Here is a 12,449-nt window from a genome sequence, read left to right as displayed (position 1 = left end):
CCTTTGCCTCGAGGTGGAACTCAATGTAGCCCACGCGGAAGGCGCCGACCGCGACAACGGTCGGCGCCTTCCGGTTCCACGGCTACCAGCGAGGGCAGGTGTTCTCGAACGTGGGATCCACCGACTTCATGTACCCCGTGTCGTCGCGGTCGCGCACCCCGCAGTCGAGGTACTGCTGGTGCAGGGCGGCGAGGGCGTCCTCGTCGATCTCGACACCGAGCCCCGGCGTGGTCGGCACCGCGACCGCGCCGTCGACGAACTTCAGCACGCCGGACTTCACGACGTCCTCGGTCTTCCACGGCCAGTGCGTGTCACACGCGTACGTGAGGTTCGGGGTGGCGCCGGCAAGGTGCACCATCGCGGCCAGGCTGATGCCGAGATGCGAGTTGGAGTGCATCGACAGGCCCAGGCCGAAGTTGTCGCAGATTCCGGCGAGCAGCCGCGACCGCTGCAGGCCACCCCAGTAGTGGTGATCCGACAGCACGACCTGCACCGAATCCTTCAGCACCGCAGGCTTGAGCTGATCGAACGCGACGACGCACATGTTCGTGGCCAGCGGCATCTTCGCCTCACGCGCCACCTCGGCCATGCCGTCGAGGCCGGGTGTCGGGTCCTCGAGGTATTCGACGATGCCGTCGAGTTCCGACGCCACCCTGATCGACGTGTCGACGGTCCACGCGGCGTTGGGGTCGAGGCGCAGCGGCAGGTCGGGGAACGCGGCCCGCAGCGCCTTGATGCCGGCGATCTCCTCGTCCGGCGAGAACACGCCGCCCTTGACCTTGATGGCCTCGAACCCGTACTCCCCGATCATCTTCTGCGCCTGGCGGACCAGACCGTCGGGGTCGACGGCCTCGCCCCACTCGTCGGGCTCGGCGCCGGGGTGTCCGGCCCACTTGTAGAACAGGTAGGCGCTGAACGGAACGGCGTCGCGCACCTTGCCGCCGAGAAGATCCGACACCGGCCGGCCGAGCGCCTTGCCCTGCACGTCGAGGCACGCCACCTCGAACGGGGAGAACACGCGGTCGGTGGTGCTGGCCGTGGTGATCATGCCGGCGACACCGTCACCACCGGTGACGGTCAGCGTGGCGATCTTCGCGTCGATCGCCGCGCGGATGGCGTTGAGCGCGAACACGTCCAGCCCGACGATCGCCTCGGCGGCCGCCTCCAGCCGGAGCAGGTGTGCCGTGTCGGCGTAGGTTTCACCGAGTCCGACGAGACCGCCGTCCGTGTCGAGCTGGATGATCGCGCGCAGTGCGTAGGGCTGGTGCACGCCGACGGTGTTGAGGAGCGGCGGATCGACGAACGCGACGGGCGTGATCCGCGCGCCGGTGATCCGGATCGGTGCGGCAGTCATCAGACCGCCGCCTGCACGGCGAGGGCGTCGGCGAGAACCGCGCGACCGGCTGCGGTGATCCGGCCGAGCTCACGCAGGTGCACGTCGCTCGTCGGGACGAGCGGCGGCCGCACGGGACCGGCGTCGATGCCCTCCATCGCGACACCCGACTTGATCAGCGACACCGCGTATCCCGGCACCTGGTCGCGCAGGCGCACCAGGGGGTGGAAGAAGTCGCGGAGCAGCGCGTCGACGAGTTCCTGGTTGCCGGATTCGAGTGCCTCGTAGAACCCGAGCGCGAGTTCCGGCGCGAAGGCGAACGTGGCGGACGAGTACAGCGTGACACCGATCGCGCGGTACGCCTGCTGCGTGACCTCGGCGGTGGGCATGCCGTTGAAGAACAGGAACTGCTTGCCGGACGGGGCGAGCGCGTCCTTCACCGCACGGACGATGCGGCCCACCTTGTCGAGATCGCCGGTGCCGTCCTTGAAACCGACGACGGTCGGGAACTGTGCAACCTCCACGGCTGCCGCTTCGTCGAAGCGGGCGTTGCCGCGGTTGTAGACGACGAGCGGCAGGTCGGTGGTCTCGGCGACCGCGCGGGTGTACTCCACCAGTCCGGCCTGCGGCATCGTCACCAGGTACGGCGGGAGCAGCAGGATGCCGTCGGCGCCGTTGGCCTTCGCGCTGGCGGCGAACTCCTTCGCCTGCTGCACGGAACCGCCGGCTCCGGCGAAGACGGGGACCCGGCCGGCGACGACCTCCGTGGCCTTCGCGACGATCTTGCCGAACTCCTCCAGCCCGAGGGCATGGAATTCGCCGGTGCCGCAGGCGATGAAGACGCCTCCGGGGCCGGCGTCGACACCCTTGGCGACGTGCTCGGCGAGCCGGTCGTAGTCGACGTCGCCGGATGCTGTGAACGGGGTGACGGGGAAGAACAGGACGCCGTCGAGCATGGGGAACTCCTTCACGAGGGAAAAATCAGGCTTGGGTGAGTCGGCCGTCGATGCGACGCCACAACTGGTCGGGGTTGCCGTCGGCGATGGCGGCGGGGAGCAGCGAGCTCGGAACATCCTGGTACGCAACGGGTCGCAGGAATCTTTCGATCGCCAGCGAACCCACGGACGTGGTGCGCGAGTCGGACGTCGCGGGGTGCGGACCGCCGTGCACCATCGCGTGACCGACCTCGACCCCGGTGGGCCAGCCGTTGAACAGGATTCGCCCGGCCTTGAGTTCGAGGACGGGCAGCAGGCGGCCTGCCTCGTCGAGATCGGCGTCGTCGACGTGGACGGTCGCGGTCAGCTGGCCTTCCAGCTTCGCCGCGACGGCACGCACCTGCTCGGCATCGCGGCAGCGGACGATCAGGCTGGACGAGCCGAACACCTCCTGCTGCAACACCTCCGAGCCCAGGAATGTGTCGGCCTCGGCGCTGAACAGCGCGGCCCGGCCGGTATTCGGTGCGTCGGATTCGGTACCGCGGGCCTCCACGGTCGCGGCACCGCTGAGCGCGGTGACGCCGTCGGCGTAGCAGCTAGCGATGTTCGGGGTGAGCATCGGGGTCGGGGTGCTCTCGGCGACGGCGGCGCGCGCGGACTCGACGAACGAGGTGAGTCCGGGACCGTCGACGGCGATGACGAGACCGGGGTTGGTGCAGAACTGTCCCGATCCGAGGGTCAGGGACCCGACGAACGCACGGCCGAGTTCGGCGCCGCGGGTGGCGAGCGCGTTCTCGAGAAGGAACACCGGGTTGATCGAACTCATCTCGGCGTACACCGGGATCGGCTCCGGGCGTCCCGCCGCGGCAGCGACCAGAGCGGTTCCACCGGAACGGGATCCGGTGAAGCCGACGGCCTTGATGCGCGGATCCGTGACCAGCGCCGTGCCGAGCCCGCGGCCCGAGCCGAACAGCAGCGAGAACGTGCCCGCAGGCATGCCGGTGCTCGCGACGGCGTCGGCGATCGCGCGGCCGACGAGTTCGGACGTGCCGGGGTGCGCGTCGTGGGCCTTGACGACGACGGGGCAGCCCGCCGCCAGCGCGGAGGCGGTGTCGCCGCCGGCGACGGAGAACGCGAGCGGGAAGTTGCTGGCACCGAACACCGCGACGGGTCCGAGCGGGACCTTTCGCTGACGGATGTCGGCACGGGGCAGCGGCGTGCGGTCGGGCAGCGCGGGATCGATGCGGGCACCGTTCCAGCCGCCGTCGCGCAGGACGCCGGCGAACAACCGCAGCTGCCCGGAGGTGCGGCCGACCTCGCCGGTGACGCGGCCCTGGGGCAGTCCGGACTCGGCGCACACCCGGGCGATCAGCGTCTCGCCGAGCGCCTCGATGTTGTCGGCGATCGTCTCGAGGAAGCGGGCGCGATCCTCGGACGTCGTGGCCCGGTACGGCGCGAAGGCCTCGGCGGCGGCGGCGCAGGCGGCGTCGACGTCGCGGTCGTCACCGTGCGCGAAGCCGGGCTCGAGCTGGTTGCCGGTGGCGGGGTCGATGCCGTGGATGGTCGTGCCGGAACCCTGGACGGGCGTGCCGGCGATGATCATCTGTCCGGTCACGTCGGTCCGGTTCACCGTTGCTGTCATGATGCGATCCTCGAATTCTCGTCTGCGTTTCGTATGGTCCGGTGACGGTCATTTGGCTGCCAGGCTGGTGTCGTCGGATGCCGCCTCGGCGACGTCCCCGGCTTCGTCGATGTCTTCCTTGTCCCGCCGGAAGTACGTCACCGCCGCGGCAGCGGCCAGGGCGAAGAGCGACAGCACGATCAGGCCCATCGTCACCGTGCCGGTCTGCTCCTTGATGACACCGAAGCCGAACGGCGCCACGAAACCACCCAGGTTGCCGAGCGAGTTGATGATCGCGATCGCCGGTGCCAGCACCAGCGGGTGCAGCGTGCGCTGCGGAATGGACCAGAACAGCGGGCTCGCGCTCTTGAAACCCATCGTCGCCAGGCACAGCAGCGGGAGCGCCAGCCAGGGCGTGACGAACGCGGCGGCCATCGTGCCGATGCCGCCGATGAGCAGCGCGGCGACCAGGTACGGCTTGTGCCGTCCGGTGCGGTCGGCGGAGCGGTTGGAGAAGTACATCGCGAAGATCGCGCAGATCCACGGCAGCGAGGACAGCAGGCCGACGGTGACGTCGGTGGTGCCCGGGATGCGGCGGATGATCGACGGCAGCCAGAACGTGTTGGCGTAGATCGCCATGGTGATCGCGAAGAAGATGCCGCAGCACACCAGGATGCGCGGCTGCAGGAGCAGCTTCCAGCGCGAGCCCGACTCGCCGCGCTTGGCCGAGGCGTCGCTGCGGAGCACGTCCTCCTCGGCGATGACGGCCTGCAGGTCGTGCTTCTCGTCGCCGGTGAGCCACTTGGCGTCGTCGATCTTCGAGTCGAGCAGGCGGTAGGCGATGCACCCGACGACCACCGACAGCAGGCCCTCGAGGGCGAACATCCACTGCCAGCCGTGGTGCCCGCCGAGTCCGTCGAGGGACAGCAGCGGTCCGGACAGCGGTCCCGAGATGGCGGCCGCGATCGAGGAACCGGCGATGAACAGCGCGGTGGCGCGGCTGCGGTGGTTGTTCGGCAGCCAGCGGGTGAAGTAGAAGATGATGGCCGGGAAGAAGCCGGCCTCCGCGACGCCGAGGAGGAACCGCAGGACGTAGAACATTTCCGGGCCGTTGACGAACGCCATGGCCGCGGACACCAGGCCCCACGAGATCATGATGCGGGTGAGCCACACCTTGGCGCCGAACTTCTCCATGAGCACGTTCGACGGCAGTTCGAAGATCGCGTAGGCGATGAAGAAGACACCCGCTCCGAACCCGTACGCCGCGGCGCCGATGCCCACATCCGCTTCGAGGTGGGTCTGGGCGTAGCCGATATTCGATCGATTGAGCTGGTTACAGATCAACATCACGATGAACAGCGGCACGACACGGCGGAAGATCTTGGCGACCGCGCTGTCGACTGCCGGCGAGACGGCGAGGGGGAGGGTCATCGGTGACTCCTCTCTCTGGATTCGGGTGGGTGACGAAGTTGGTGGACTCCGATCACGCCCCGATCCGGAAGCGTGACCTGAGTCATAGGAATCACGCTAGAGGGCGGTTCGATACATGTCCAAGTCAAAAATTCTTGTTACCGATACCGAAGTTGTATCGACTCGGGTGGTGCTAGTTTCCCTACCGTGAGCGCCGACGCAGTCACCTTCGAGTTCGTCCACACTACCCGCGAATTCTTCCCTCAGCTGCAGCGATGGCTCCGCGAACCACACGTCGCGCGGTTCTGGAACCACGACACCGCGGACGCGGACATCGAACGCGACTTCGGCGGCAGCATCGACGGCACCGAACCCTGCGAGGACTTCCTCGTCCTGCGCGGCGGCCGGCCGTTCGGCTTCATCCAGCGGTACCGGATCGCCGACTATCCCGAAGACCTCGCGCTCCTCACGGCCCTCGTCGAGATCCCACCGGGCAGCATCTCCATCGACTACTACGTCGGCGAACCGCAGCACACCGGCCGGGGGCTGGGCACCGCGATGATCCGGGCGTTCGTCGACAAATGCCGCACCGACCTCCCCGACGCCACCGCGATCGTCGTCCCCGTCGTCGTCCCCAACCGGGCGTCGTGGCGGGCGCTCGAGAAGGCCGGCTTCCGACGCGTCGGCGAGGGCTACCTCCCGCCCGACAATCCGGTCGACGACGGAGCCCACTACATCAGCCGACTCGACCTGCTCTAGGTCTGCCTCCGATCCCGGATTCCACACGAGCCACCGCCCGTCGACGAGATTCTTGACGACCGGCTCACTCGGCCCGAGCGATGAGTTTCCGGGGGCGGCGAGGTCTGATTGGGTATGACGATGACGACGAGGGTGCTGAGTGCACTCCGCACCGACGTGGAGGTGTGGCCGGGTGCACGACTGGTCGAGGTCGTGGCCCCGGGTCGCCTCGGCGCTCCCACCGCCCGGCGGGGAATCCCGGTCGCAATCCGCTTGGGCGCCTTCGATGCTCGACAATACCGGTCCGGAGGAGACCGACAGAGCTAGCTTCACTGAGCACGACAGCCCCCGGCCACCAGCGCGAAGGAGCAAGAACATGGCAGATCCCCGACCCCTGGACATCACCTTCACAGCTCGGCTGGGCAAGGTCCGTCCCGGAGACACTTGGACGTGTGTGCAGCTACCCGACTCAGCCCGGATATTCGGTACCCGTGGTCTGGTCAAGGTTGCCGGGACCGTCGACGCGCACCCGTTCACCGGAGCGTTCATGGCCCTGGGCGACGGCACCCACAAGCTGCCGGTAGCTGCTGCCATCCGAAAGGCGATCGGCAAGAACGACGGTGACGACGTCGAAGTCCACCTCACCGAGCGTCTGAACTGAACTCATCAGAGGCACACTTCGGTCCGGGAGCAGCCGGCGCTCCGTCGACTTGCAGGCGAGGACGGCTCGAGTGCGCGTCCACTCGTGGTGGGTCCGGGCCGGGCGTTGTCCGACGCGCTAGGTGACCAGTCGTTCGAGTGGTTGGCCGGTTATCGCCGCGATCAGGTCGAAGTCTTTGTCGAGATGCAGAACCGTCGACCGGAACCCCGGGAATGCCGCCGCTGCCGTTCCGTTGCCCAGGGAGCGCATTACATAATCAGCCTCGACCTGCTTCAATGAAGAGGTGTGCAGGTGGATGGCATACTCTGGCGATCCGATCCTCGTCGAGGACCTGCTCTTCCGCCCTGTCCATTCCCTGATCGACCAGAGCCTGCACTCCCGCATGGGTGCGACCACCACGAACGGTGACGGGTTCGGCATCGGCTGGTACGGCGACGGCCCCACCCCGGCCGTGTTCAAGTGCATCGAACCCGCGTGGAACGAACGCAACCTCCAGGAGATCTCCCGGCAGATCCGAACGCCGCTGTTCTTCGCGCACGTGCGCGCATCGACGGGAACTCCCGTGCAGCGCAGCAATTGTCACCCGTTCCGGCACGGCGACTGGCTGTGGATGCACAACGGCGCGCTGCGCGGATTCTCCGAGATGAAGCGCGATCTGGCTCTCGCAGTCGAGCCAAGCCTCTACCCGCAGATCGAAGGTTCCACCGACTCCGAGACACTGTTCTTCCTCGCGCTGACGTTCGGCCTCACCGAAGACCCGTTCACCGCCGTAGCCCGCGCGGTCGGGTTGGTCGAGGACGTCGGCGCCCGGCACGGGGTCGAGAATCCGGTGCAGGCCACGATCGCCACCACCGACGGCGTCTCCGTCTGGGTGTTCCGGTACTCGACCGAACAGCAGACGCGGTCGCTGTTCTTCTCCACCGCGATGGACAAGGTGCGCGCACTCCACCCCGAGGTGGAGGTGCTGCACGCACTGGGCGACGAGACCCGGTTCGTGGTGTCCGAACCACTACGCGACCTCGAAGGCGCGTGGCAGGAGGTGCCCGAGTCCCATGCCGGCGTCATCCGCCCCGGCGAGGACGAGATCCGGCCGTTTCATCCCAGTCGAAATTCTTCCCATTGACGGAGGACCCGATGACATCGACGGCACATCCGACGCCCGCAGCGTGTCCGGCCCGCACCTCACCGCAACTGGGCGCGGCGGTTCTCCTCGTCACCGTCGGGGTGCTCGAGATCCTGCAGGGCCTCTCCGCCGTGTCCAAGGACGAGGTGCTCGTCGTCGAGGCGGATTACACCTACGAATTCGACGTCACCTCGTGGGGGTGGACCCACATCGTGATCGGGGCGCTGGTCACCTCGGCCGGTGTCGCCCTGCTCACCGGGGTGACGTGGGCACGAGGCGCGACCTTCGTGATCTGCGGGCTGTCGATCGTCGTCAACTTCCTGTGGCTGCCGTACTACCCGATGTGGGCGATCACCCTCATCGCGCTCGACGCGGTCGTGATCTTGGCGGTGGCGGCGTGGCATCCCGCTAGGGTCTGAGCTCCGCCTGCTGAGCGCGCCAGACGCTGGGGCTGACCCCGAACCGGCCGCGGAACCACCGTGAGAAGTTGCTCGGTGCCGAGAACGCCAGCATGTCCGCGATCTCGGTGAGGTTCAGCCGCGGGTTCGCGACCATCCGTTCGGCGAGTTCGGTGCGGGTGCCGTCGAGGACGGTGGAGAACGTCTCCCCGCTCTCGGCGAGACGCCGGTGCACCGTCCTGCGGTCGACCCCCAGGCTGCGGGCCACCTGCTCGACGGAGCAGCGTCCGGTGGGCAGCAGCAGTTCGATCAGTTCACGGACCCGGCTCACGATCGTCACGTCGTCCGACGGCTCCCACGACTCGAGCAGTTGCTGGGTGTACGGGCGGAGCAGCGGATCGGACATCTTGTTCGGCGCGTTCAGGTCGCCGGCCTCGAGGACGATGCCCGCGAACTCGTGGTCGAAGTTCAGCACCGGCCCGAACAGCCGCCGGTGTGTCGCGGTGTCTTCCGGCGCCGGGTGCGGGAAACAGACGGCGAGGGGTTTCCAGCCGCCGCCGAGGAAGCCGCGCAACAACCGGTGCAGCACCCCGATCGCCAGTTCCACCGATTGCCGGACCTCCGTCGCCTCCCCCACGTCCAGTTCGACCCGCAGGGTCACCAGCCCGCCGTGCTCCGACATCCGGGTCCGCAGCGCCTCGTTGTAGGTGTGCTCGTAGCGGGTGAGGACGCGCAGGGCGCTGCGGACGTCGGGTTCCTCGCGGACGACGAGGCTGAGCGGTCCGAGGTTGGAGAACTGCCTGCGCTCGGCGAGCCGGACCCCGAAGTCCCCGTATCCGGACCCGTCGGCCGACTGCTCGAGCAGCCGCGCGATTGCCGCGGCCGGGATCCAGCGGTCCTGCAGGCCCAGACCGGACGGGTCGAGGCCTGCGGCGCGCAGCATCGGTGCGGGCTCGAGTCCGAGCGACCGGCACAGTTCCACGTACCCGTTCAGTGCCGCATAGCGCGCGAGGGGTTTCATGCCACCTCCTTCGCCTGTCCCGAAATGATAGGCCGCCTGTCCCGTCAGGATAAGCATACGACCGAATGCGGCCCTACTGTTAGGTGCATCACAAGGAGAGACCGCGAGGGTGGTCATCACAATTCGAGGAGAAGTACTGTGGCACAGGCTGTTCGGTTCTACGAGCACGGCGCACCGGAGGTCATGCGGTGGGAGTCCGTCGAGGTCGGAGAACCCGGCCCGCACGGGGTCCGGATCCGCCACGAGGCGGTCGGGCTGAACTTCGCCGACACCTACTTCCGCACCGGCCTCTACCCGGCCGAGTTGCCCGCCGGCATGGGCGTCGAGGGCGCAGGCGTGGTCGAGGCGGTCGGCACCGGAGTGACGCACGTGCAGGTCGGCGACCGTGTCACGTACACCGGCAGCCCGCTCGGCGCCTACAGCACCGAACGCGTGATGCCCGCCGCCCCGCTCATTCCGTTGCCGTCCGCGATCGGCTTCGACACGGCCGCCGCGATGACAATGCGCGGGCTCACGTCGGCGTATCTGCTGCGCCGCATCGCCCCGCTGAAGGCCGGCGACACCGTGCTGCTCCACGCCGCCGCCGGTGGAGTCGGACTCATCTTCACCCAGTGGGCGAAGCTGCTGGGCGTCAACGTGATCGGGACGGTCTCCACCGACGAGAAGGCCGCGATCGCCCGCGCCCACGGCTGCGAGCACGTGATCGTCTACACCCGCGAGAACGTCGCCGACCGCGTCCGCGAGATCACCGACGGCGCAGGCGTTCCCGTCGTCTACGACAGCATCGGCCAGTCCACCTTCGACACCTCGCTCGACTGCCTCTCGCGGCGCGGACTGCTCGTGTGCTTCGGGACCGCGTCGGGACCGATCCCGCCGATCAACGCGATGCAGTTGGCCGTGAAGGGTTCGCTGTTCGTCACCCGTCCCGCCCTCGCCGACTACATCGCCGACCCTGCGGAGCGCGCCGAACTCGCCGGTGAACTCTTCGGCCACGTCGAGGCGGGCCGGATCCGCATCGAGATCAACCAGAGCTACGGACTCGAGGACGCCGTCCAGGCGCACCGCGACCTCGAAGCCGGCACCAGCATCGGCTCCTCGGTGTTCCGGCTCTGAGCCGCGCCACCCCCACCACCACGGAGACACCATCATGAACGACACCGCGCAACTGACGTATTCACCCGAGCGGAACGCGATCCTCTCCCCCTCCGGTTCGTTCCGGCTGGCGCCGATGACCTGCTCGCTGGGCGCCGAGTTGTTCGACGTGAACCTCGGTGACGTGTCCCGCGACGACGCCCTGTTCGCCGAACTCCGGGAACTGCTGCTCGAGTACAAGGTTCTGTTCTTCCGCGACCAGGACATGAGCCGCGCCGAGCACGTGGCGCTCGCCGAGCGATTCGGGCCCCTGGAGGATCATCCCGTCGCGGGCAGCGACCCCGCGCATCCCGGGCTGGTGCGGATCTACAAGGATCTCGACAGCCCGGCCGAGCACTACGAGAACGCCTTCCACTGCGACGCCACCTGGCGGGAGAACCCGCCCATGGGGTGCGTGCTCCGGGCCGTCGAGACGCCTCCGGTCGGCGGCGACACCATCTGGGTGAACATGGCCCTGGCCTACGAGAAACTCCCCGACGGGGTGAAGAAGCAGATCGAGGGACTGCGGGCGCGGCACAGCATCGAGGCGTCGTTCGGTGCCGCCCAGACGGAGGAGCAGCGCCGCGCCCTGCACCAGCGTTTCCCCGACGCCGAGCACCCCGTGGTGCGCACGCACCCGGACACCGGCGAAAAGATCCTGTTCGTCAATTCTTTCGCGACCCACTTCGTCAACTACCACACCCCGGACAACATCCGGTACGGCATCGACTACGCGCCCGGCAGCAGCAACCTGCTCAACTACCTGATCAGCCAGGCCTCGATCCCCGAATACCAGGTGCGGTGGCGCTGGACCCCGAACAGCGTGGCCATCTGGGACAACCGGTCCACCCAGCACTACGCCGTCCAGGACTACTGGCCCGCCGTCCGCAAGATGGAACGCGCCGGAATCGTCGGCGACCGACCCTTCTGAATCTTCCACTGCCCCTTTTCATCTGATCCGATTTCGAACGGAGAACACCATGCACTTCCACGACGACGCCCTCTTCCCCGAGAACCAGGAGAAGCTGGTCATCACGTGTGCCCCGTACGGTCCCGAATGGGAGCCGGACGACTTCCGCGAGGACCTGCCGCTGACGATGGACGAGCACGTCCAGAAGGCGGTCGACTGCTACGAGGCCGGCGCCACCGTGCTGCACATCCACGTCCGTGAACTCGACGGCAAGGGTTCCAAGCGGCTCTCGAAGTTCAACGAACTGCTCGCCGGACTGCGCCAGGCGGTGCCCGACATGATCCTGCAGGTCGGCGGATCGATCTCCTTCGCACCCGAAGGCGAAGGCGCGGACGCCAAGTGGCTGTCGGACGACACCCGGCACATGCTGGCCGACCTCGATCCGGCACCGGACCAGGTGACGATCGCGATCAACACCTCGCAGATGAACATCATGGAACTGATGACCGCCGACGACATCGCCGGCACCTCGATGCAGCGGCCGGAACTCGCCGAGGCGTACCGGGAGATGACGGTCCCGGCCGGCCCGGCGTGGGTCGAGGAACACCTGCGCCGCCTGCAGGCCGCCGGGATTCAGCCGCACTTCCAGCTCTCCAGCATCCCCCAGCTCGAGACGGTCGAGCGGCTCATCCGCCGCGGGATCTACACCGGTCCGCTCAACCTGACCTGGGTCGGCATCGGCGGCGGCTTCGACGGCCCGAACCCGTACAACATCATGAATTTCGTCCAGCGGGTCCCCGACGGCGCCTGCCTGACCCTCGAAACCCTGATGCGCAGTGTGCTGCCCGTCAACGCGATGGCGATCGCGATGGGCCTGCACCCCCGCTGCGGCAACGAGGACACGATCTGGGGCCGCAAGGGCGAGAAGATGACCTCGGTTGCGCAGGTCCAGCAATTGGTCCGGGTCGCCGGGGAACTCGGCCGCGAGGTGGCCACCGGCAAGGAGGCCCGCGACATCTACCGGATCGGCCAGACCTACGCCGATGCCGACGAGACGCTCGCCAAGCTCGGCTACGCACCCAACCGCCGTCCCGGCCAGGTGGGCTTCACCCACCACGCCTGAGTTCCCGCAACGGGGGGATTTCGGTTCCGACCGGGGAGGGAGCCG

12 protein-coding genes are annotated in these 12,449 nt (G+C 68.0%); 7 read left to right on the top strand and 5 right to left on the bottom strand.

The features are described from left to right. Positions 1-82 precede the first annotated feature (82 nt). From ROP_RS18025 to ROP_RS18010, 4 genes are read right to left on the bottom strand one after another with little or no spacing between them, the layout of a single operon-like run. Entirely contained in the window at positions 83-1,354 is a 1,272-nt protein-coding gene (locus ROP_RS18025) for a glucarate dehydratase family protein (RefSeq protein ID WP_012690835.1), read from the bottom strand. Beyond that, on the bottom strand, positions 1,354-2,289 hold the full coding sequence (locus ROP_RS18020) for a 5-dehydro-4-deoxyglucarate dehydratase (RefSeq protein ID WP_012690834.1): 936 nt from the start codon (positions 2,287-2,289) through the stop codon (positions 1,354-1,356). Before ROP_RS18020 ends, ROP_RS18025 begins: the two co-directional genes overlap by 1 nt. Positions 2,290-2,314: 25 nt before the next feature. Then, positions 2,315-3,910, bottom strand: a complete 1,596-nt coding sequence (locus tag ROP_RS18015; RefSeq protein WP_043824932.1) for an aldehyde dehydrogenase (NADP(+)) — start codon at positions 3,908-3,910, stop codon at positions 2,315-2,317. Between the two features lie 48 nt (positions 3,911-3,958). Next, positions 3,959-5,320: an MFS transporter gene (locus ROP_RS18010; protein WP_012690832.1), complete on the bottom strand. Its 1,362-nt coding sequence runs from the start codon at positions 5,318-5,320 to the stop codon at positions 3,959-3,961. Positions 5,321-5,506: 186 nt separating this feature from the next. Here ROP_RS18010 and ROP_RS18005 point away from each other — a divergent pair, with 186 nt between their 5' ends. The 4 genes from ROP_RS18005 to ROP_RS17990 all read left to right on the top strand — a co-directional run bounded on the left by ROP_RS18005 (position 5,507) and on the right by ROP_RS17990 (position 8,240). Next, the gene (locus tag ROP_RS18005) at positions 5,507-6,058 is read left to right on the top strand and encodes a GNAT family N-acetyltransferase (RefSeq protein WP_012690831.1); all 552 of its coding nucleotides are present in this window, start codon (positions 5,507-5,509) and stop codon (positions 6,056-6,058) included. A gap of 355 nt (positions 6,059-6,413) precedes the next feature. Beyond that, positions 6,414-6,698, top strand: a complete 285-nt coding sequence (locus ROP_RS18000; RefSeq protein ID WP_012690829.1) for a DUF1905 domain-containing protein — start codon at positions 6,414-6,416, stop codon at positions 6,696-6,698. A gap of 295 nt (positions 6,699-6,993) precedes the next feature. Beyond that, positions 6,994-7,821, top strand: a complete 828-nt coding sequence (locus tag ROP_RS17995; protein ID WP_043824930.1) for a class II glutamine amidotransferase — start codon at positions 6,994-6,996, stop codon at positions 7,819-7,821. 11 nt (positions 7,822-7,832) lie between these two features. Further along, the gene (locus tag ROP_RS17990; protein WP_012690827.1) at positions 7,833-8,240 is read left to right on the top strand and encodes a DUF7144 family membrane protein; all 408 of its coding nucleotides are present in this window, start codon (positions 7,833-7,835) and stop codon (positions 8,238-8,240) included. Here the strand turns inward: ROP_RS17990 and ROP_RS17985 are convergent. Next, positions 8,230-9,240 carry an AraC family transcriptional regulator gene (locus ROP_RS17985; RefSeq protein ID WP_043824929.1) on the bottom strand — a complete coding sequence of 337 codons (1,011 nt, stop codon included), beginning with the start codon at positions 9,238-9,240 and terminating at the stop codon, positions 8,230-8,232. The two genes, ROP_RS17990 and ROP_RS17985, sit on opposite strands and share 11 nt — an antisense overlap. A gap of 138 nt (positions 9,241-9,378) precedes the next feature. Here ROP_RS17985 and ROP_RS17980 point away from each other — a divergent pair, with 138 nt between their 5' ends. The 3 genes from ROP_RS17980 to ROP_RS17970 are packed head-to-tail and all read left to right on the top strand — an operon-like array spanning position 9,379 to position 12,404. Then, the gene (locus ROP_RS17980; protein WP_012690825.1) at positions 9,379-10,353 is read left to right on the top strand and encodes a quinone oxidoreductase family protein; all 975 of its coding nucleotides are present in this window, start codon (positions 9,379-9,381) and stop codon (positions 10,351-10,353) included. A gap of 34 nt (positions 10,354-10,387) precedes the next feature. Further along, positions 10,388-11,302 (top strand): TauD/TfdA dioxygenase family protein, encoded by a 915-nt coding sequence (locus ROP_RS17975; protein WP_012690824.1) that lies wholly within the window; start codon positions 10,388-10,390, stop codon positions 11,300-11,302. A 49-nt stretch (positions 11,303-11,351) separates the two neighbouring features. Next, on the top strand, positions 11,352-12,404 hold the full coding sequence (locus tag ROP_RS17970; RefSeq protein WP_012690823.1) for a 3-keto-5-aminohexanoate cleavage protein: 1,053 nt from the start codon (positions 11,352-11,354) through the stop codon (positions 12,402-12,404). Positions 12,405-12,449: the final 45 nt, after the last annotated feature.

This window comes from Rhodococcus opacus B4 (genome assembly GCF_000010805.1).
Lineage (GTDB): Bacteria > Actinomycetota > Actinomycetes > Mycobacteriales > Mycobacteriaceae > Rhodococcus_F > Rhodococcus_F opacus_C.
Note: the sequence above shows the minus strand (reverse complement) of the source record. Positions and strands in the feature narration are given on the sequence as shown.